21 protein-coding genes and 1 pseudogene are annotated in these 17,614 nt (G+C 65.9%); 8 read left to right on the top strand and 14 right to left on the bottom strand.

The features are described from left to right. Window position 1: 1 nt before the first annotated feature. Entirely contained in the window at window positions 2-448 is a 447-nt protein-coding gene (locus CCZ28_RS12800; RefSeq protein ID WP_140218567.1) for a type IV pilin protein, read from the top strand. Here CCZ28_RS12800 and CCZ28_RS12795 read toward each other — a convergent pair. The 3 genes from CCZ28_RS12795 to CCZ28_RS12790 form a co-directional block, all read right to left on the bottom strand. Then, a complete protein-coding gene (locus CCZ28_RS12795; RefSeq protein ID WP_140218565.1) occupies window positions 445-1,284 on the bottom strand; it encodes a DUF6502 family protein in 840 nt (279 codons plus the stop codon). The two genes, CCZ28_RS12800 and CCZ28_RS12795, sit on opposite strands and share 4 nt — an antisense overlap. Window positions 1,285-1,442: 158 nt before the next feature. Further along, window positions 1,443-1,586 (bottom strand): hypothetical protein, encoded by a 144-nt coding sequence (locus CCZ28_RS24455; RefSeq protein ID WP_167371452.1) that lies wholly within the window; start codon window positions 1,584-1,586, stop codon window positions 1,443-1,445. Between the two features lie 114 nt (window positions 1,587-1,700). Beyond that, window positions 1,701-2,333, bottom strand: coding sequence for a glutathione S-transferase family protein (locus tag CCZ28_RS12790; RefSeq protein ID WP_140218563.1), 633 nt, complete (start codon window positions 2,331-2,333; stop codon window positions 1,701-1,703). Between the two features lie 127 nt (window positions 2,334-2,460). Between CCZ28_RS12790 and dbpA the strand changes: the two genes are divergently transcribed. Beyond that, on the top strand, window positions 2,461-3,834 hold the full coding sequence (gene dbpA / locus CCZ28_RS12785) for an ATP-dependent RNA helicase DbpA (RefSeq protein ID WP_140218561.1): 1,374 nt from the start codon (window positions 2,461-2,463) through the stop codon (window positions 3,832-3,834). 325 nt (window positions 3,835-4,159) lie between these two features. On the opposite strand, the gene CCZ28_RS12780 is transcribed toward dbpA, so the two are convergent. The 5 genes from CCZ28_RS12780 to CCZ28_RS12760 all read right to left on the bottom strand — a co-directional run bounded on the left by CCZ28_RS12780 (window position 4,160) and on the right by CCZ28_RS12760 (window position 7,540). Next, a complete protein-coding gene (locus tag CCZ28_RS12780; protein ID WP_140218559.1) occupies window positions 4,160-5,044 on the bottom strand; it encodes an oxygenase MpaB family protein in 885 nt (294 codons plus the stop codon). Between the two features lie 3 nt (window positions 5,045-5,047). Further along, a complete protein-coding gene (locus CCZ28_RS12775) occupies window positions 5,048-5,635 on the bottom strand; it encodes an NUDIX domain-containing protein (RefSeq protein ID WP_140218557.1) in 588 nt (195 codons plus the stop codon). A 102-nt stretch (window positions 5,636-5,737) separates the two neighbouring features. Further along, entirely contained in the window at window positions 5,738-6,385 is a 648-nt protein-coding gene (locus CCZ28_RS12770; protein WP_140218555.1) for a TIGR04211 family SH3 domain-containing protein, read from the bottom strand. A 205-nt stretch (window positions 6,386-6,590) separates the two neighbouring features. Then, complete coding sequence (locus CCZ28_RS12765) at window positions 6,591-6,803, bottom strand: hypothetical protein (RefSeq protein WP_140218553.1); 213 nt, start codon at window positions 6,801-6,803, stop codon at window positions 6,591-6,593. Window positions 6,804-6,823: 20 nt separating this feature from the next. After that, window positions 6,824-7,540, bottom strand: coding sequence for a CDP-diacylglycerol diphosphatase (locus CCZ28_RS12760; protein ID WP_240795157.1), 717 nt, complete (start codon window positions 7,538-7,540; stop codon window positions 6,824-6,826). Window positions 7,541-7,658: 118 nt separating this feature from the next. Between CCZ28_RS12760 and CCZ28_RS12755 the strand changes: the two genes are divergently transcribed. Continuing rightward, on the top strand, window positions 7,659-7,925 hold the full coding sequence (locus CCZ28_RS12755) for a DksA/TraR family C4-type zinc finger protein (RefSeq protein WP_140218551.1): 267 nt from the start codon (window positions 7,659-7,661) through the stop codon (window positions 7,923-7,925). Window positions 7,926-8,064: 139 nt separating this feature from the next. Here the strand turns inward: CCZ28_RS12755 and CCZ28_RS12750 are convergent, their stop codons facing one another. The 3 genes from CCZ28_RS12750 to CCZ28_RS12740 all read right to left on the bottom strand — a co-directional run bounded on the left by CCZ28_RS12750 (window position 8,065) and on the right by CCZ28_RS12740 (window position 9,548). Next, window positions 8,065-8,436: a VOC family protein gene (locus tag CCZ28_RS12750; RefSeq protein ID WP_140218549.1), complete on the bottom strand. Its 372-nt coding sequence runs from the start codon at window positions 8,434-8,436 to the stop codon at window positions 8,065-8,067. A gap of 65 nt (window positions 8,437-8,501) precedes the next feature. Continuing rightward, window positions 8,502-9,200, bottom strand: coding sequence for a helix-turn-helix transcriptional regulator (locus CCZ28_RS12745; RefSeq protein WP_140218547.1), 699 nt, complete (start codon window positions 9,198-9,200; stop codon window positions 8,502-8,504). Between the two features lie 114 nt (window positions 9,201-9,314). Continuing rightward, window positions 9,315-9,548 carry a hypothetical protein gene (locus tag CCZ28_RS12740; protein WP_140218545.1) on the bottom strand — a complete coding sequence of 78 codons (234 nt, stop codon included), beginning with the start codon at window positions 9,546-9,548 and terminating at the stop codon, window positions 9,315-9,317. A 216-nt stretch (window positions 9,549-9,764) separates the two neighbouring features. Between CCZ28_RS12740 and CCZ28_RS12735 the strand changes: the two genes are divergently transcribed. Continuing rightward, complete coding sequence (locus CCZ28_RS12735) at window positions 9,765-10,514, top strand: alpha/beta fold hydrolase (protein ID WP_140218543.1); 750 nt, start codon at window positions 9,765-9,767, stop codon at window positions 10,512-10,514. Between the two features lie 3 nt (window positions 10,515-10,517). Further along, the gene (locus CCZ28_RS12730; RefSeq protein ID WP_140218541.1) at window positions 10,518-11,564 is read left to right on the top strand and encodes a metal-dependent hydrolase; all 1,047 of its coding nucleotides are present in this window, start codon (window positions 10,518-10,520) and stop codon (window positions 11,562-11,564) included. 89 nt (window positions 11,565-11,653) lie between these two features. On the opposite strand, the pseudogene CCZ28_RS24710 reads toward CCZ28_RS12730, so the two are convergent. Next, window positions 11,654-11,758 (bottom strand): annotated as a pseudogene (locus CCZ28_RS24710) (hypothetical protein); the annotation flags it as partial. A gap of 168 nt (window positions 11,759-11,926) precedes the next feature. Here CCZ28_RS24710 and CCZ28_RS12720 point away from each other — a divergent pair. Further along, window positions 11,927-13,372: a PLP-dependent aminotransferase family protein gene (locus CCZ28_RS12720; protein WP_205894577.1), complete on the top strand. Its 1,446-nt coding sequence runs from the start codon at window positions 11,927-11,929 to the stop codon at window positions 13,370-13,372. Here the strand turns inward: CCZ28_RS12720 and CCZ28_RS12715 are convergent. Beyond that, complete coding sequence (locus tag CCZ28_RS12715) at window positions 13,369-14,529, bottom strand: EAL domain-containing protein (RefSeq protein ID WP_167509238.1); 1,161 nt, start codon at window positions 14,527-14,529, stop codon at window positions 13,369-13,371. The genes CCZ28_RS12720 and CCZ28_RS12715 overlap by 4 nt on opposite strands. Between CCZ28_RS12715 and CCZ28_RS24450 the strand changes: the two genes are divergently transcribed. Further along, window positions 14,512-14,721 (top strand): hypothetical protein, encoded by a 210-nt coding sequence (locus tag CCZ28_RS24450; RefSeq protein ID WP_167509237.1) that lies wholly within the window; start codon window positions 14,512-14,514, stop codon window positions 14,719-14,721. The genes CCZ28_RS12715 and CCZ28_RS24450 overlap by 18 nt on opposite strands. A gap of 220 nt (window positions 14,722-14,941) precedes the next feature. Beyond that, window positions 14,942-15,532, top strand: a complete 591-nt coding sequence (locus CCZ28_RS12710) for a recombinase family protein (protein WP_058787109.1) — start codon at window positions 14,942-14,944, stop codon at window positions 15,530-15,532. Between the two features lie 87 nt (window positions 15,533-15,619). Here CCZ28_RS12710 and CCZ28_RS12705 read toward each other — a convergent pair whose 3' ends face one another. Then, window positions 15,620-17,335, bottom strand: a complete 1,716-nt coding sequence (locus CCZ28_RS12705; RefSeq protein WP_140218537.1) for a GGDEF domain-containing protein — start codon at window positions 17,333-17,335, stop codon at window positions 15,620-15,622. Between the last annotated feature and the right edge of the window lie 279 nt (window positions 17,336-17,614).

Raw genomic sequence — 17,614 nt, 5'->3', positions numbered from 1 at the left:
GATGCGCGCAAGAGGCTTTACCCTGATCGAGGTGCTGATCACCGTGGCGATCGTCGGCATCCTGGCCGCCATCGCCTATCCGAGCTACCAGAACTACGTGCTGCGCTCCCATCGCAGCGAAGGCCAGGCGCTGCTCAACGAGGCGGCGGCGCGGATGGAGCGCTTCTATGCGCAGAACAACGCCTATACGAACAAGGTCAGCGATCTCAATATCGTCAACAGCAAGACGGCCGCAGGCAGTCAGACGGTGCTGTCGCCGAGTGGTTACTATGAGCTGAGCCTGGCGACCAATGCCGCCGGAAGCGCGGGCTATACCAGCGATGGCCCCTATGTGCTGACCGCACAGCCCAAGGGCACCCAGGCCAATGACGTCTGTGGCAACCTGATCCTCAATGCCCAGGGCGTCAAGAAGGTGTCCAAGGGTGAGGTTACCGACTGCTGGCGCTAATCCTCTCGCTCTTGCACCAGTCCCGTATCCCGGGCCTGTTCCACCCGATAGCCACCGAAGCCCAGCGTGATTCGCTGGGTGGCGTCCGCCTTGCCGACGTCGAGGGCTTCGTGTTCGACGACCAGGCGATTGAGGCGGTTGAGTAGCTGCATGGATTCATCGTAGGCGGCGTGATACAGCGTGAGCGCCGAAGCCTCGGTGAGCCCGTGGCCGTAGACCACATGGAAGGTGAAATCGGGTCCCGAGCGATCCTGTAGATAGTGCCGTTCGAAGCCGGTCAGGAGATCGCCGGTGAAATGCGCCAATAGCCGACCCGCGCCTTCCTGACCCTCGGTGCCGCGCAGCAGCGAACGCGGAGTGAGCACCACGCAGTCGTTCTCGTCGAGGCGGGCGTACCCCTTGCGCAGCCATTCATCCAGGACGGTACGGGCCCGAACGTCGCTGCCGACACTGGCTACCAGCGCATCGAAACTCTGCTCGCCGCCGCGGCGTTGGGTGCGTGGCAGCGGCCGTAGATTGCCTTCGGCGTCGAGCAGGTCCAGGCGCGAAGTCCAGGCGCTGAGCACCTGCCATTCCAGGCTGGGTGCAACGCGGGATTGCTCGGGTTTGGCGTCGCGCAGCGCGCGCACCTCGCGGCGTGGCAGGCCGGTAAGCACCGAAATGCGGCTGTCCGAATTCGGCTTGTCGCGCAGTGGCTCGAATTCGCTGGCGACCTCGAAGTAGGTCTGGCGGAGCAGACGATCGAAGGCCTGATAGGTCACGCCGGAGGCGATAGCGATACGCACCAGCCGACCGAGCAGGCTGCGCAGGAGCAAAGGAACCTTGGTGGAAAGCATGCGAAAGAGGCTCGAGATGGACGAAGCCGGGTCATCTTCGCGACAGTCCAGGATGCAGTCAAACCTATGAGGCCGCTTGCGGCGTAATCAGGACATTACCCATGGTGGATGGATATGCAAGCCAGTGTTCACGGCGCCACTGGCTGCGGACGCAGGCATCAGCCAGGCGTACCTGACTCGGTTTGACCGGCCACGTCGGGATCGTCCGGAAATTCCTCCGGCTCCATATCCGCATAGGGTAATTCGTCCGGCGGCGGGGTGTTGCTGGGATTATCGTAAGTCTTTTGGTCGGCATCGCTCATGGTGTTCTCCTGTGGTCAGCGGAGATATCGAACCCTTCTGGACGGACCCGTTCCCGCGCCGGGGCGAACGGCGGCAGTCAGCGCTGTGCTTGAGGACAGCAAAAGACCCTGGCGTCAGCCGAGGGCGTCGAGTTCGGCGTCGTCCAGCTCGCGAGCGCGTACCGCCGCGGGGCGCGCGACCAAACCAGCGACATAGCGTTCGAAGTTAGGGCGCTTCTCGACGGTGCCGAAAGCCATACCCCAGGCGAGATGGGCACCAACGTAGACATCGGCGGCGGTGAAGCGGTCATCGACCAGGTATTCGCCGGGCGCCAGGGCGGCGTCGAGGGTATCGAGCACCTCGGCGAGACTGCCGTAGCCCACCGCACCACGCTTCTGCGGATCGTCGGGCAGGGTGACGCCCAGGGCCTGGTTGGTGGTGGCGGCTTCCAGCGGACCGGCGGCGAAGAACAACCAGCGATAATAGGTACCGCGGGCGGGATCGGTCAGCGGCGGGGCGAGGCCCGCGGCGGGAAAGGCGTCGGCAAGATAGGCGCAGATGGCGGGGGTCTCGGTCACCACCACGGAGCCATGGCGCAACGCCGGCACCTTGCCCATGGGGTTGATCGCCCGGTAGGCCGCCGATTTCATCGCCGGCCCATAGTCGATCCGCTGGACCTCGTAGGGTTGGCCAAGCTCCTCCAGTAGCCAGCGCACGATGCGTCCGCGCGACATGGGATGGGTATAGAGTAGGGGCCGGTCGAACATGGAGCTGCTTCCTTGAATGGGCGTCCTTCTTAGCATAGGTAGGCTACCCGCCAGCGTCCACGCGCGGGTACGCGGGTGCCCTTCTGCTAGACTGACAAACCTTTACGAGCCGTTTCACAGGACTCCCGTGCCCGCATCCTTCGATACCCTGCCGCTGGCCGATGCCATGCAGGCCAACCTGGCCGATCTCGGCTACCTGGACATGACGCCCATCCAGGCGGCCAGCCTGCCCATCATCCTCAAGGGCCAGGACCTCATCGCCCAGGCCAAGACCGGTTCGGGCAAGACGGCCGCCTTTGGCATCGGCCTGCTGACCGGTCTCAATCCACGCTATTTCGGCTGCCAGGCACTGGTGCTGTGCCCGACCCGCGAACTGGCGGACCAGGTGGCCCGCGAGCTGCGCCGGTTGGCGCGGGCCACGGCCAACCTCAAGATCCTGACCCTCTGCGGCGGCATGCCGCTGGGGCCGCAGATCGCCTCCCTGGAGCACGGTGCCCAGGTGATCGTCGGTACGCCGGGCCGGGTGCAGGAGCACCTGCGCAAGGGCACCCTGGTGCTCGACGGCCTCAACGTCGCGGTGCTCGACGAAGCCGATCGCATGCTCGACATGGGCTTCATCGACGCCATCGCCGACATCCTCCGGCAGACCCCGGCGCGTCGGCAGACACTGCTGTTCTCCGCCACCTACCCGGAAGGCATCGAGCGGCTGGCCGAGGACTATCTGCGGGCGCCGCTGCGCATCAGCGTCGAGAGCCAGCACAGCGAGACCCAGATTCGCCAGCGCTTCTACGAGATCGCCGCCCAGGACCGTCTGGCCGCCGTGGTGCGGTTGCTGCGGCATTATCGTCCGGCCAGCGCCGTGGCCTTCTGCCAGACCCGCCAGCAGTGCCAGGAGGTGGTCGAGGCACTGCATGCCCAGCGCATCTCCGCCGCCGCCCTGCACGGCGATCTGGAGCAGCGCGAGCGTGACCAGGTGCTGGCGATGTTCGCCAATCGCAGCCTTTGCGTGCTGGTGGCCACCGACGTGGCCGCTCGCGGTATCGACGTGGCAGGCCTGGAGGCGGTGATCAACGTCGAGCTGTCCCGCGATCCGGCGGTGCACGTACACCGTATCGGCCGCAGTGGCCGGGCTGGCGAGCAGGGTATGGCGCTGTCGCTGGTGGCGCCGGCCGAGGCCAGCCGCGCCCAGGCCATCGAGACCCAGCAGGGCACGCCGCTGGATTGGCAGCCACTCGGCGCCCTGCGCGATACGCCCGAGCCGCTGGTGCCGGCGATGCACACCCTGGCCCTGGCGGCCGGCAAGAAGGACAAGCTGCGTCCCGGCGACATCCTCGGCGCCCTGACCGGCGACGCCGGCCTGCCCGGCGCCAAGATCGGCAAGATCACCCTGTTCGACCACCAGGCCTTCGTCGCCGTGGAAAGGGACATCGCCCGCCAGGCCCTGCAGCGGCTGAGCGAGGGCAAGATCAAGGGGCGGTCGATCAAGGTGCGGATGTTGTAGGGCGGATTTGGCTACGGCTATTGCGGTCCTGGTGGCCTGGTCCTAGCGGTATTTGCCTTATCGCGGCCATGGGCCGCTCCTACAGTGACGTCCGTGGCTGTAGGAGCGGTCGCTACGGCGCACCGGCATGGCCGCGATAAGTATGTCTCAGGTGAGTGGTAGCGCCGTAGCGTGGAAAACGGCGCAGCCTTTTCCACTGGGACTTCGTCGCAAGGCGCGCCCTCACCCCAACCCTCTCCCAAGGTGAGAGGGGCTATCCGAGCAGGTGTTCGTCTCCATTGGCTTCCGTAAGAGCGGCCGCATCGGCGGGCCGCCATGGCCGCGATCACGGCGCAGGCTGACCCTCGATCCCCATCCGCCGTCTGGCCCGATGCGACGAGCCATTGCGTACCGCCCAGCGCAGCACTGGGGCGGTCGCGCCGATACCGGTACGAATCAGCCGCCGTTGCAGCGGACTCTGCCGGAAACCCAGTTCCGCACTGGCCCAGTCGGGCAGCAGGTCGATACCGGCGCTCATCATCAGCTTGCCGAACGGCTTGGCCAGGGCACTGGGCGCGGGCGCCTGCAGTAGCACCCGGCAGACCTCGCGGCTGCGCTGGTCACAGACCAGTTCGGGACGGAGCTCCTGGTAGTAGGCGGCGATCTCCGCCCGTGAGCGCGGTACCTCGGTAGCGCCCAGGCGCTCGGCGACCAGGGCGATCTCGGCGTAGTAGCGATCCTGTTCCTCCCCCGGCAACTGCGGATCGAAATAGCGCAGGTAGGCGGCCAGGAAATGGCTGACCTCGGCCACGTGCACCCAGGTCAGCAGGGCGGGGTCCTCGGCGCGATAGGCGCGGCCATCGGCGGCCTGGCCCTGGATGTGTCTGTGGATGGCCTTGACCCGCTCGATCAGGCGCTCGGCGTCGCCTTGGCTGCCGAAGGTGGTGGCGGCGATGAACTGCCCGGTACGCCGGAGGCGGCCGAGCATGTCCTCGCGGAATTTCGAGTGATCCCAGACGCCGGCCAGGGCCAGCGGGTGCAGGGTCTGCATCAGCAAGGCGGCGATGCCGCCGATCAGCATGCAGGTGAAGTCGCTGTGCACCCGCCAGGGCACGCTGCCCGGACCGAAGAGGCCGGGGTCACCCGGTGGCTGCTCGTAGTCGACCTCGCCCAGCGCCAGCCCGGTAAGGCTCATCACCTGCCGCTCGATGCGGCTACGGATCGCCTCCATGGGCTAGCGCGGCAGCAGATAGAGGGCGGCGTACTGCAGCAGCATGATGGTCTTGCCATCCACCAGCCGACCATCGCGCGCCATGGCCAGGGCTTCGTCGAAGGGCAATTCCAGCAATTCGATGTCTTCGCCTTCCTCCTGCAGCCCACCACCCTCGGCGATGCGCTGGTCGGCGCGGTATTCGCCGGCGAAGAAGTGCAGCAATTCGGTCACCGAGCCGGGACTCATGAAGGCGTCGAACAGGTGCTGCACATTGTCCAGCCGGTAACCGGTCTCTTCCTCCACCTCGGCCTTGATGCGCGCTTCGGGCGCCGCCTGGTCCAGCAGGCCGGCCGGGGTTTCCACCAGCAGGCCGTCGTCCAGGCCGTTGCCCAGGGTGGGCAGGCGGAACTGGCGGATCAGCAGCACGGTGCGCCGCTCGCGGTCGTACAGCAGGATGGTGGCGCCGTTGCCGCGGTCGTAGGTCTCCCGGGTCTGGCGCTGCCAGCTGCCGTCGCGGCGCAGGTAGTCGAAGGTGGTCTTCTTCAGCAGGCCCCAGTCATCGGAGAGGATCTCGACCTGCTGGATACGGATGCGGGAGGTGTCGGACATGAGACTCGTCTTGGCGGAAGGCGTCGGGCCACGGTAGCAGAAGTCGTGCCTCGTTGAGGCACGGAGCGCCGCCGCAGGTTCCGCACCGCCGCCAGGACCAGGTTAGAACCAGCGGTCGTTCTTCTTCCGGCCGCGGGTCATGGACGGCAGGATCAGACCGGCCAGCAGGCCCGCGCCGGCGATGCTGCCGCCATAGACCATGTATTGCATCAGCGCCTGCTTGTTCTCGTTGCCGAGTTTGGCCTGGGTGCTGCGCAGGTCCGATTGGGCCTGGGTGAGCTGGGCATCGAGGTCCTTGCGGCGGGCCTCGAGTTCGTCGATCTGCTGCTTGCGCGAATCCAGGGTCTCCTGCATGCCCTGGACGCGCGTCTTCCAGCTGTCGTCGATGGTCTTGAGCTGGCCGCTCAGTTCGGCCACCTGCTGCTCCAGCTGCGGCAGGCGCTCGGCCTGGCCGGGTTTGGCCTGCAGGTCGCTGCTAGGAATCCAGACGGTACTGCCGCCCTCGCCACGCACCTGGCTGTAGTCGCCCTGGGTGCTGATCAATTCGACCTTCTGCCCGGACCTGAGGGTGCCGACGATGCGGTAGCCATCGGTGGGGCCGCTGCGGACGTAGGTGGTCAGGCTGTCGCTGACCCAGCGGGTACTGCTCTCCTGGGCATTGGCGGTGCCAGCGAAGGAGGCGAGGGAAGCGACCAGGCAAAGGCCAAGGCGCGGGAGGCGGGACAGCAGGCGAGAAGAGGACTTGGGCATGGTCGGGTCTGTATGCATGAGCTGAAAAGATGAAGGCCGTGGTGAACAAGCCGGATTATTGTGGGGCAGTACCCTAGCAAGCTGTCGCGATCTATCCGCCAACCCGTAGCGCTCTCTGTGCGAGACGGTGAAACAGTTCAAGCTTTGGCGGCGGAAAGCGACGGTCAGTGTCATCTGACTGCCATGAGACGGCGGGCGAAAGCCCTCAAAGCCGATTCAAGAGATCCAGCCCGAGTGCGGCCAACACCCCCAGCCCCGCACTGCCGAAGGCCAGCGCCTTGCCCCACCAACGTTTCCAGGCCACCGCGCCGGCGACCATGCCGACGCCGCCGAGCAGCAGGGCGCACTTGAGATAGAAGTCCGACCAGGCGAGCAGCTGATCGATGAAGTCGAAGAGTTCCTGGAATTCCTGTGGCATACAGCCTCCTGACGCTGGCGCTATTGAGTCGCCGCGAGACTGGACGTTCCCTGGCATTCCGGTGCCAGCAGCCGCTCCGCCGAACCCTGATCGCCGGGCTGGCTGCCCGCGCGGCCGGCCAGCAGCAGGAACGTGCGGCTGGCAGCGGAGCTGGGCAAGGCGACCACCGCCAGCGATAGCCGGGGGTCGGGCAGCGGATAGGGCGGGTGAGCGGCCAGCGCTGCGAAGAAATCCGGCGCCAACAACTGGGCTTCGCTCAGGCGGCGTGCCTGGTAGCGACCACCGGCCAGGCTAACCGGCAGCGTGCGCCAGTGCTCGTCCAGCTCGGGTGCCAGCCGCCACAGTTGCCGACGGATCGCGGGGCGCACGCAGGCGAGATGCACGTGCAACTGATCCTGGCTACGCCCGCTGGGGGCATTGAGCGCAAGGCCGACAAGGTCGTCGGCCACCGGCGCCGGGCCCCAGGCGCTCAGGTACCAGCGCTGACGCCAGGCCAGGCCGAACCAGTTGGGTTGGCCAGGCTGCCAGAGTGCCGGACTCTCCAGGCCACGCAAGGGTCGCAGGGGCACCAGGATGAAATGCTGACCCTCGCCGGGCGCGCGCAGCACGGCGAAGCCGGGGTGGGCGACCACCTGGCGACAGGGCAATGCCGAGCCGGTAAGTCGCGCATCGGGCACGCATAGTCCAACCGTGACCTGGCGCAGCCACTCGCGGCTGGAACAGCCCGCCAGCGTCATGGCCAGCACCAGCAACGACAGTTGCCGCCACCACGACCAGCGGACACTGGACGGCGGCGAACATCTGCGCGAGCTTCCTTTCCAATGAGTATCAGGGCGGCACATTGGGGAGTCAGCCATGGCCAACGGGTGGGCCGGAGACGGCGCGGTTCAGGACCAGATCGACAGCACGGTGGATGATGCGGTGCAACGCGCCCGCAGCCGCTTGCACAGGGGCGCAAGCCTTAGCCACTGCGAGGAATGCGGCGAATCCATTCCCGAGGCGCGCCGCCAGGCGGTGCCGGGCGTGCGCCTGTGCATCCGTTGCCAGTCCGAGCAGGATGCCGAAGACCAGCGCGCTGGCGGCTACAACCGGCGGGGGAGCAAGGACAGTCAGTTGCGCTAGGACGGACGCGGGCAAGGTCAAGATGCGGCGACCCTAAGAGGGCAAGGGGTAGGATTTGTACCATGCCGACCCCTTGTCCAGCAGCTGGCGCGACTTATGCCAACTGCTGAGCCACCCTGCCCGTAGCGGCCGGCAGGGCTCAGTCGGGATGCACCGCGTAACCCCTTAGCCGGTTGCCGTCCGGATCGAGCGCGACGAAGCTGCGGCCGAATGGCAGATCGGTCGGCGGCCAGGCCACCTCGGCGCCCCGGGCCAGCCAGAGCTCATGCAGTTCATCCACCGCCGCCAGGCTCTCTACCTTGAAGCCCAATTCACCTGTCGCGCTGCCCGCGCTCACTGGCGGGACCACGGCATCCCGCGCCCACAGGCCCAGGGCGAGACCGGACGGGAGCACGAACAGGGCGAAGCCGGGGCCGTCCTCGACCGGGGTGAGGTCGAGCAACCTGGCGTAGAAATCCCGGCTGGTACGGACATCGGCGACATAGAACATCAGACTGGTGCGGTAGTGCATGGCGCAGCTCCTCTGGGGTGATGTCGCCCAGTCTAGGGACCCCCACTGCCAGTTTCTGTCAGCAGTCACGCAGAGGCGTCGCGCTGGCGCTCCATCTGCTTGCGCCAGTCCCTGAGCAAGGTCTGGCGGCGCTGCGGATAACGCTGCTCACTGGGCTCTACCGCGAGGATGCGGTCGGCGCGAAAGCTGCGGAAATCTTCACGCAGCTCACACCAGCCCAGCAGCACCCGGACGGCGTCGAAGTAGGCCAGCGCGAAGGGCCAGATGGTGCGCCGGGACTCGCTGTCGGCGGCATCGCGGTAGACCAGGGTGAGCTTGGTTTCCTGGCGTATCGCCTGGCGCAGGAGCGCCGGATCGACCTGGTTTTGCGGTGTTTCCCGGCTCGGCCCGATGAGCAGGGTGGTCATGGCCAACTCGTTTTGCAGCTCGCTCGGCAGGACCGCGGAGATCCGCGCCAGGGCATTGCCGGCGGCCGCGGCAAGGCTGCCATCGGTACGCTCGGCCACCCAGCGCGAGCCGAGGACCAAGGCTTCCAGCTCTTCCGGCGTGAACATCAGGGGTGGCAGCAGGAAGCCCGGCTTGAGGATATAGCCGACCCCGGGTTCGCCCTCGATGGCCGCCCCCAAGGCCTGCAGGCTGGCGATGTCGCGGTACAGGGTTCTCAGGCTGACCCCGGTTTCCGCCGCCAAGGCGCGGCCACTCACGGCGCGGCGGTGCCGGCGCAAGGCCTGGAGCAGATCGAACAGCCGTTCTGAGCGTGACATCCGCGCAGTTTAAGCGGGTGTAGGGTGATGCTCTAGCACTGGTCACGCGGGGGCGCGAGGACACCTCGAGGACGGTTGCTCATCAGGCTCGAGCGCCGGTGCCTCGTGCGTCTTTCAGGGGGCTGGTTGGGCGGGATGCGATGAAAGCCAGCGCGCCCGGCTCAGTCGAAATAGCCGGAGCGGCTGCAAGGGATGGCTGGGCGGCAGGCGGGGATGCTCGAAGGTGCCGGCGTCGGTCATCGACAGGCGCTCCATTACAGCCACCGATGGCTGGTTGGCGGTGGCGGTGAAGGCCGGGCCGTCTTCCGGGCGCCACTGGCGCAGCTTCAACTGGCTGTCGGCAAGCATCAGGGCACCTTTGGCAGGGGTAACGAGATAGCCCGCCCGTGACAGGTGAGGTGAAAGCGGGACGGATCGGTCATGAGGCGTTCCGGGGGCGGATTGTTCCAGATGATACCGGCGCACTCAGGCCGGGCGGTCAGGGCTCAGCGAAGCGGAACTTAGCGCGATGCCGAACTCTCCATCTCTCTATTGCTTGCTTTCGATCCGCACCGAGGACTCCCAATGCTTCCCCACAGCCAACAAGGTAGCGGTTCGCCCACCTTCGTGCTCCTGCACTTTCTCGGCGGTTCCCACCGCACCTGGTTTCCCACCTTGCCCTATCTGGATGGCGAGCACCATTGCGTGGCGCTGAATACGCCGGGCTTCGGCGATGCGGCCGAGGTGGAAGGCTATAGCGTGGCGGAGATGGCCGATCAGCTGGATGCCAGCATCCGCGCCCTGGGCCTCGATCGCTGCATCCTGGTCGGCCATTCGATGACCGGCAAGGTGGCCGTGGTACTGGCGGCGCGGCGACCGGAATATCTCGCCGGGTTGATCCTGGTCGCTCCTTCGCCGCCGGGTCCGCAGCCCATGAGCGAGGCGGATCGTGACGCCCAGCGCGCCTATGGCAAGAGCCGGGCGGAAGCCGAAGCCTTCGTCGACGAATCCAGCGCCCATCGCCTGCCCGATGCCATCCGCGAGGTGGTCATCGCCGATGCCCAGCGCCTGAATCTGGCCGCCTGGCGCGCCTGGGTCGACCATGGCAGTCGCGAAGACTGGAGTGAACGTATCCCGACGCTGGACTATCCGGTGCTGCTGGTCTGCGGTGCGGATGACGAACAGGTGCCGGGGCCAGACGAGCAACGCCGGACCACCCTGGCGCCTTTCCCCCACAGCCGCCTGGAGGTGATCCCGGGGGCCGGCCACCTGATGCCGTTGCAGACGCCCCAAGCCTTGGCGCGCTTGATGCTCGACTTCGCCAAGGACCTCTGACCGGTGGATTCGCTGACCCAGGCCGTTCTCGGCGCCACGCTCCAGACCGCCTTGCTCGGGCGCTGGCAGGGGCGGCAAGCCATCCTCTATGGCGCCGCCCTGGGCACGCTGCCGGATCTCGATGTGTTCATCGACTACGGCCACGCGGTCAACGAGATGACCTACCACCGCGGCTTCAGCCACTCGCTGTTCGTGCTGACCGGGGTGGCCCTGCTGCTCACCTGGCTCTGCGGGCGCTGGCGCGATCCGGGCTATAGCCGACGACGCCTGTTCCTCACCCTTTGGCTGGTGCTCATCACTCATCCCTTGCTGGATGCCTTCACCACCTATGGCACTCAGCTGTTCTGGCCGCTGCCGACCACTCCGGTGGCCTGGTCCAGCATCTTCATCATCGATCCGCTCTATACCCTGCCACTGCTGCTGGCGGTGTTGGCCGGGCTGCTGCTCGGCCCGCGCGGGCGCTCGCCACGCTTGGCCGTGGCGGCGCTGCTGATTTCCACCACCTACCTGGGCTGGACGCTGGTGGCCAAGTATTCCGCCGAACGCCAGGTACGCAAGGCACTGGCGGCCCAGGGGCAGCAGGACGCGCGGTTGTTCAGCGCGCCCCTGCCGTTCACCAGCCTGCTGTGGCGGGTCATGGTGGACGATGGGCCGGAGCGCTACCGGGAAGCCTGGGTAGGCCTCTTCGACGGACGTCCCCCTGAATTGGTGGCCCTGCCCCGCGGTGGTGAGCTGGCACCTATCGTTGCCGCGTCACCGGCCGAGCAGCGCCTGCGCTGGTTCACCGACGACTGGCTGCGCTACGACCGCCTGGGCAATGACCTGGTGGTCACCGACCTGCGCCTGGGTGCCACCGGTTATCACACCTTTCGCTTCGTCCTGGCTCAGCGCGAGGCCACGGGCTGGCGACTGGTTGCCGAACCCTCGTTATGGCCGCGCGAACGCGGTGGCTGGGAGCAACTGGCGGTGGTCTGGCGCAGGCTCTGGCACCCGGAGCTGCCGGCCCCCGTGGCGGACTGGGCGGCGCGGCTGTCGCGACTGCCGGACTGACGCCAGGCGTCGATCAGTACTCGCCACCAGGGACGGTGGGCCTCGTGCAGGGCCGCCGTCCGATCCAGGCCGATATCGGCCAATTCCTTATCCGTGAGTTCCAGCAGGGTGCGGCGGGTGGTCAGTTGGTGCCGGAACAACAGCCAGCAACCAGCGGTACGGGTTTGCTCATGAAGGCTAGCGGGTCTGGGCATGGCGTCTCTCCTTGTCTATCTCCATGCTCCGCCGCCGGCCGCCAGAGGGGCAGACCCAGGCCGATGGGTTGTTCGCCATACAGCCGCTGTACAGAGAGCAGCTGTATGGTGTCCCACATGGCCATCTGTATGGCGCGATACACCGACCGACGCCGCTATAGTCCGTACATGAATCGCTATCAGCTGTTGGCCGACGCGCTCGGCCGTCGTATCGAACAAGGCCTCTATCGACCGGGCGAGCGCCTGCCTTCGGTACGCGCCCTGGCGCAGGAGCACGGTGTGAGCCTGGCCACGGTGCAACAGGCCTATCGTCTGCTGGAGGATCGCGGGCTGGTGGAGCCGCGACCCAAGTCCGGCTATTTCGTCCGCCTCGAACGCCGGGTGATCGAGCTGCCCCAGGTCACCCGCCCAGCGCGCTGGCCGGTGGAGGTATCCGGCTGGGAGCCGATACGCGAGCTGATGACCAGTACGCCCGATTCGGTGCGGGTGCAGCTCGGCCGGGGCCTGCCGGATACCGATGCGCCGACCCTGGCGCCCTTGCTCGCCGGCATGGCGCGCCTGGCGCGGCGGCCGGGCAATGCCGGGCTGTCCTACGACAGCATCCAGGGCGTCGCCGCCCTGCGCGAGCAGGTGGCGCGGCTGCAACTGGATGCCGGCTGCGTGCTCACCGCCGACGACATCGTCATCACCAGTGGTGCCCACGAAGCGCTGGCCATCGCCCTGCGCGCCACCTGCCAGGAAGGCGATATCGTCGCCGTGGATTCGCCGACCTTCCACGGGGTGATGCAGACGCTCAAGGGTCAGGGCCTCAAGGCGCTGGAGATCCCCACCGATCCGCGCACCGGCATCAGCCTGCCGGCGCTGGAGCTGGCCCTGGAGCAATGGCCGGTGCGGGCCATCCAGCTCACCCCTAGTTGCAACAACCCGCTGGGCTATTGCATGCCGGAGGCGAACAAGCGGCAACTGGTGGCGCTGGCGCGCAAGCACGACCTGGCGGTAATCGAGGACGACGTCTACGGCGACCTGCTCTACAGCTATCCCCGTGGCCGGGCGCTCAAGGCCTTCGACGAAGACGACCGGGTGATCCTCTGCAGTTCCTTCTCCAAGACCCTGGCGCCGGGATTGAGAGTCGGCTGGGTGGCGCCCGGGCGCTATGCCGAGCGCATCCTGCACCTCAAGTACATTGGCACCGGCTGCACGGCGCCCCAGCCGCAGCTGGCCATCGCCGAGTTCATCGCCGCCGGGCACTACACGGCCCATGTGCGGCGCATGCGCGCCCAGTACCAACGCAATCTCGACCTGATGAGTGCCTGGGTACAGCGTTACTTTCCCGCCGGCACCCGGATCAGCCAACCCCAGGGCAGCTTCCTGCTCTGGGTGGAGCTACCCGAGGACTGTGACAGCCATCCGCTCAATCACGCGTTGCTGGCGCAAAGCGTGCAGATCGCCTGCGGCAGCATCTTTTCCGCCTCGGGCAAGTACCGCAATTGCGTGCGGCTGAACTACGCCCAGGCGCATCGCCCTGGCGTGGAGGAGGGCGTGCGCAAGGTAGGGGAGGAGGCCAAGCGGTTGCTGGACCTGGCGACGCTACCGCAGGCGGCGGTGGTTTCCTAGGTACTGAGCGGTACGGTGTCAGTAGGGATGAGCTGCATCGAAGGATTGCTCGCTATCCGCTCAGGCCAGCGTAGATGCAGGGGCTGCTCGCCTAGTAGTGGTCTCCCGATCCAGAAGCCTTGCGCCCAGTCCAGCTCGATCAGGCGTAGACTGTGCATATCCTGCGGGGTCTCGACCCCTTCCGCCACTACCTTGGGAGCCAGGGTGCGACAGAGCCGGGACAGGTTCTGCAACTGCTCCATGGCCGAGCGATTGCCTCGGGCGCCGTGCAGCAGACTGCGGTCCAGCTTGATCACATTGAGCGGAACGGCCATGGCGAAGCCGAGCGCGCCGTAGCCGGAGCCGAAATCGTCCAGTGCCAATTGGCAGCCCAGGGATTTCAAGTGTCGGGTGAAAGCCAAGGCCGCGTCCATGTCGCCAACAGCTGTACTTTCGGTAATTTCCACGGTCAAACGGCTGGCGACCGCGGGCGCTTGGGCGAGGCGTTGCAGTGGACTGCTCCACCAAGAGTCCAGCACTAGGCTGCTGGCGGATAGATTGCAGCCCAGATGCAGCTCCGGACGGCGTTCCAGGGCATCGATCACGGTGCTCAGGACTGCATGGTCGAGCATCCGTACCAACCCCAAACGCTCCAGAGCGCTCACAACCTGGCCTGGACCGAGGTCTTTCAGGCGACGGTTGTCGGGATGCCACCGTAGCAGTGCTTCGTGGTAGAGGACCGGGTTACGCTTCGGCCGCTGAGCGTCCCAGGGTTGCCGGGCTATGGGCTGTAGAGCCAGAGCGGCTTGGCCCTGCTCGGCCAAGGCAAAGAAATCCTCGGCGATGGCCATGTCTCGCTCATAGTTGAGTTGCCAGTCCCAACCGTAGCTGATGGGGGGCGGACGGAGGGCTGGCCAGGCGTCCTGAGCGGAAAGGGGATGCAGCGGATGCAAGCGGTCGAGCCGGTCATCGCCCATCAGGCTACGTACCGGGCGGATGCCGATGACCGGCAGGGCGCGTTGCGAGTGCCATTCCAGCACCGTGCAGGTCAGGGCGACTTGCCAATGTTCGGCGAGAGCGGCGAGGTCGTGACGTTCGGCGGGTGCCGGTTCGGCCAGGAAACTGTCGGTGTTCAGCGCCAATACCGACGCGCCCCATAGATGAACCTGGCGCTGCAAGGTAGCTATCGCTGCCTGGGCGAAATCTTCACCAAAGGCCCTCAGCAGGTGTTCACGGTTGTACAGGGTTATCAGCAATCCGGATGCTGCTGGGCTTTCACCTTTTACCGCTATGGCCTGGTTCATCTCGACCTCTCGATCTTGGTATTTGTTTTTGCAGTAACAGATATTCCGCAAATTGATTTTTATTGAAAAAATTAGGTGGTTTGGTTCACAAATGTTCCTTTGTGCGATCATAAATAAAAGACTGATCTGTTTTTAAAAATCCATTTCTAATCAATAACTTAATACGCATTGATCATGACAGGGCAAAGAGGAACCTTTTAGTCAACTTTGGGCCACTGTGAGCTTGTTCTTGCCCGCTCGAATGAGCCGCACTCAAGAAATGCCCCTGAAATCAGGAAAAGAGAGAATGCTTATCGGATATGCCCGAGTGTCCACCGACGATCAATCTCTGGCGTTGCAAATCCAGGCACTGGAGCGTGTCGGTTGCGACCGCATCTATACCGATCAAGGAGTGTCCGGTGGGATCACGTCGCGGCCGGGTCTCGACCGGGCGCTGGGGCGCCTGCGCGCTGGCGACAAGCTCGTGGTATGGCGGCTGGATCGTTTGGGGCGCTCCCTGCCGCACCTCATCCAGGTGCTGGATCGACTAGGCAGGCGCAAGGTGCTGTTTCATTCGTTGAGCGAGGGCATAGACACCAATTCGTCGGGCGGTCGGTTGGTGTTCCACATCATGGCGGCTCTCGCCGAGTTCGAGCGGGCCCTGATCAGCGAGCGGACCCGGGCGGGCCTGGCGGCTGCCCGCATGGAGGGTAAGGTCCTCGGGCGACGCCCGGCGCTGTCCAGCGATCAGTGCCGGCAGGCTCACCAATTGCTCAAGCAAGAGCGTTGGAGCCTTTTGGCGGTCGCCAGTCATTTCGGGGTGCATCCGCGCACCGTCAAGCGACGTCTGGCGAACTACGCCAAGCTCTGCGAGGAAGAGGGGGCCGGGCACGGCTGATCGGCGGCCAGCCAGGCCAAGGGTAGGTGGCGGATCGGCGAGCAGGCGCGGACGGCTGGGCGGGACCCTGTTATCGCCGACGCGACGCTAGCTTAGCGCGGCGACTTCGCTGCAATTGCGGCCGCGGTGCTTGGCCCGGTAGAGGGCGGCATCGGCTTCGGCCAGCAGTCGCACCTGGGCGCCGGGTTCCAGGCGTGTGGTCACGGACACGCCGAAACTGGCGGTTACCGGCAAGGCTTCGGTCGGACCGACATTGAACGGGGTGTCGGCAATTCCCAGACGCAGCCGCTCGGCCAGGGCCACGGCCTCGTCGGGGTACTTGACGTCGGCCAGGACCGCGAATTCTTCACCGCCGATCCGGGCGAGCCGGTCACCCTGGCGCAGCAGTCCGTTGCAGCGTTGCGCCAGGTGTTGCAGCAGGAGATCCCCTGTCGCGTGGCCGTAGGTGTCGTTGATGCGCTTGAAATAATCGACATCGAAGGTGATGGCCGCCAGATAGCGCGGTGTGGTGAGCACGCCTTGTATCAGCAGATGTTCGAAGGCTCGGCGATTGGCCAGGCCGGTGAGGTAGTCGGTGTCGGCACGGACCTTGAGTTCGGCGATCAGCGCATCACGCTCCTGGCGCAGCAGATCGACCTGGTGCAACTGCCGCTCCAATTGTTCGAACGCGGCGAACAGGGTCCGGGGCTCCCGCTTTTTCATGCCTTCCGGCATTTGACGACGGGTCAGGGCGAGCAGCCGCTGAGTGTTCGCCAGTAATGGCGAGAGCAGCCGTTGCTTGAGCAACAGCAAGCTGACGCTCAGCGCCAGCAGGATACCGAGTGCCGCGGCAATCCTCACCCATAGCCGCCAATAGGCATCGTGGGCCAATCGCTCGGCTTCGGCATGAGCCAACCCCAGCGCGGTGTCGCGTAGCTCCAGGATGCTGGCCACGGTGGGTACGTAGCCTCGGGCGAAGGCTGCGGCACTGGGCGTCTCGCCTCGGGCGAGGGCGGCCAGGGTCCCTTGATACCAGTCCAAGCCATGCCCCAGATAGCTCTGCTGCACGCTCAGGAAGCGGGCGTGTTCGGCAGGTGCCGGCGCCAGGTCGAGATTGCTGCGCAAGAGATCCACCAGTTGCTGGACTCGCCCCAGGGTCTGCTGCAGGCTCACCTGTTCTTCTGCGGTAGGCGGGCGACCTGCTTGCAGCGCGGGTGTCAGCAGCGATCCCAGTCGGCCGGCGGTGTCGTGCAGGCGAGCGGCCAGCCTGGCATTGGCCAGGCAGCTGGAGATGCCTGGGGTGCGGTAAGCCAGATCTTGGAGGAGACGATTGGCGGCGATGAAGTTTTCATCGGCCGCCAGGAACATCGCCTGTATCACTTCCGTGACGCCGACGCGATCAGGGGTGCCAGGTGGCGTTCGTAGGCGCTGCTCCAGCAGTGCTCGGGCACGCAGCACGCCGTGGTAGGCCCTTCCGACTTGGCCAGGCGTCACGCTGCAGGTCTGACAGTCGCGTAGTGTTTTCTGTAATTGGGCGAGGCGCTCATCGCTCAGCGCCTGTGCCTGCGCCAGTTGCTGCGGGTCGCCGTCGCGCTCGCCGAGCATGGCGTTGGTTGGTCCGCGCTCGGCGGAAACGGCTTCCGCCAGGCGCAAGGATTGCTCGTAGACCGGTAACTGGGCCAGGGTCAGTTGCAGGCTCGCCGAGGTCTCGTAGGCCTGGCGGACGATCAGCAGCATGCCGCAGCCAGTGGCGAAGCACACCAGCACCAGCAGGAAGTTGATCAATCGGTTGAGATGGATGGTCAGGAGAAGGCGGCCAGACATCGAGCGATACCGAACGAAATGTATTCTGGAAGCGAGCCTGACTCTGCAGGAGCGGAGCGATGCTCAGGTGGTGACGATTTTAAGGCGCTCGGTCATGCGTACCCAGATGGGGAGTCGTCAAGGAGGTTGGTTATTGCGTGAACGGTCATCATGGCTACCCGAGCGGCGCATGACCATGGGAACCATTCTCGTTGGTCTAGCACAGGCGTTTCGGGGCTCTCGCTTATCACCGGGTGATGCCAGGGTGCGGTAGGGCGACGCGGCGCCTAGACTGACCGC

This window comes from Pseudomonas oryzihabitans (assembly GCF_006384975.1).
Taxonomy (GTDB): domain Bacteria; phylum Pseudomonadota; class Gammaproteobacteria; order Pseudomonadales; family Pseudomonadaceae; genus Chryseomonas; species Chryseomonas psychrotolerans_B.
This window is presented reverse-complemented; position numbering and strand designations above follow the sequence as displayed.

Excerpts from the sequence above, each read along its gene's own strand:
- CCZ28_RS24450 (WP_167509237.1), top strand. The coding sequence starts at position 14,512 with ATGAACCTGGCGCTGCAAGGTAGCTATCGCTGCCTGGGCGAAATCTTC.
- CCZ28_RS12720 (WP_205894577.1), top strand. The coding sequence starts at position 11,927 with ATGAATCGCTATCAGCTGTTGGCCGACGCGCTCGGCCGTCGTATCGAA.
- CCZ28_RS12765 (WP_140218553.1), bottom strand. The coding sequence starts at position 6,803 with ATGCCACAGGAATTCCAGGAACTCTTCGACTTCATCGATCAGCTGCTC.
- CCZ28_RS12770 (WP_140218555.1), bottom strand. The coding sequence starts at position 6,385 with ATGCCCAAGTCCTCTTCTCGCCTGCTGTCCCGCCTCCCGCGCCTTGGC.
- CCZ28_RS12705 (WP_140218537.1), bottom strand. The coding sequence starts at position 17,335 with ATGTCTGGCCGCCTTCTCCTGACCATCCATCTCAACCGATTGATCAAC.
- CCZ28_RS12755 (WP_140218551.1), top strand. The coding sequence starts at position 7,659 with ATGGCCAACGGGTGGGCCGGAGACGGCGCGGTTCAGGACCAGATCGAC.
- CCZ28_RS12780 (WP_140218559.1), bottom strand. The coding sequence starts at position 5,044 with ATGGAGGCGATCCGTAGCCGCATCGAGCGGCAGGTGATGAGCCTTACC.
- CCZ28_RS12760 (WP_240795157.1), bottom strand. The coding sequence starts at position 7,540 with ATGACGCTGGCGGGCTGTTCCAGCCGCGAGTGGCTGCGCCAGGTCACG.
- CCZ28_RS12740 (WP_140218545.1), bottom strand. The coding sequence starts at position 9,548 with ATGCTTGCCGACAGCCAGTTGAAGCTGCGCCAGTGGCGCCCGGAAGAC.
- CCZ28_RS12735 (WP_140218543.1), top strand. The coding sequence starts at position 9,765 with ATGCTTCCCCACAGCCAACAAGGTAGCGGTTCGCCCACCTTCGTGCTC.
- CCZ28_RS12800 (WP_140218567.1), top strand. The coding sequence starts at position 2 with ATGCGCGCAAGAGGCTTTACCCTGATCGAGGTGCTGATCACCGTGGCG.
- CCZ28_RS12790 (WP_140218563.1), bottom strand. The coding sequence starts at position 2,333 with ATGTTCGACCGGCCCCTACTCTATACCCATCCCATGTCGCGCGGACGC.
- CCZ28_RS24455 (WP_167371452.1), bottom strand. The coding sequence starts at position 1,586 with ATGAGCGATGCCGACCAAAAGACTTACGATAATCCCAGCAACACCCCG.
- CCZ28_RS12745 (WP_140218547.1), bottom strand. The coding sequence starts at position 9,200 with ATGTCACGCTCAGAACGGCTGTTCGATCTGCTCCAGGCCTTGCGCCGG.
- CCZ28_RS12795 (WP_140218565.1), bottom strand. The coding sequence starts at position 1,284 with ATGCTTTCCACCAAGGTTCCTTTGCTCCTGCGCAGCCTGCTCGGTCGG.
- CCZ28_RS12710 (WP_058787109.1), top strand. The coding sequence starts at position 14,942 with ATGCTTATCGGATATGCCCGAGTGTCCACCGACGATCAATCTCTGGCG.
- CCZ28_RS12775 (WP_140218557.1), bottom strand. The coding sequence starts at position 5,635 with ATGTCCGACACCTCCCGCATCCGTATCCAGCAGGTCGAGATCCTCTCC.
- CCZ28_RS12750 (WP_140218549.1), bottom strand. The coding sequence starts at position 8,436 with ATGCACTACCGCACCAGTCTGATGTTCTATGTCGCCGATGTCCGTACC.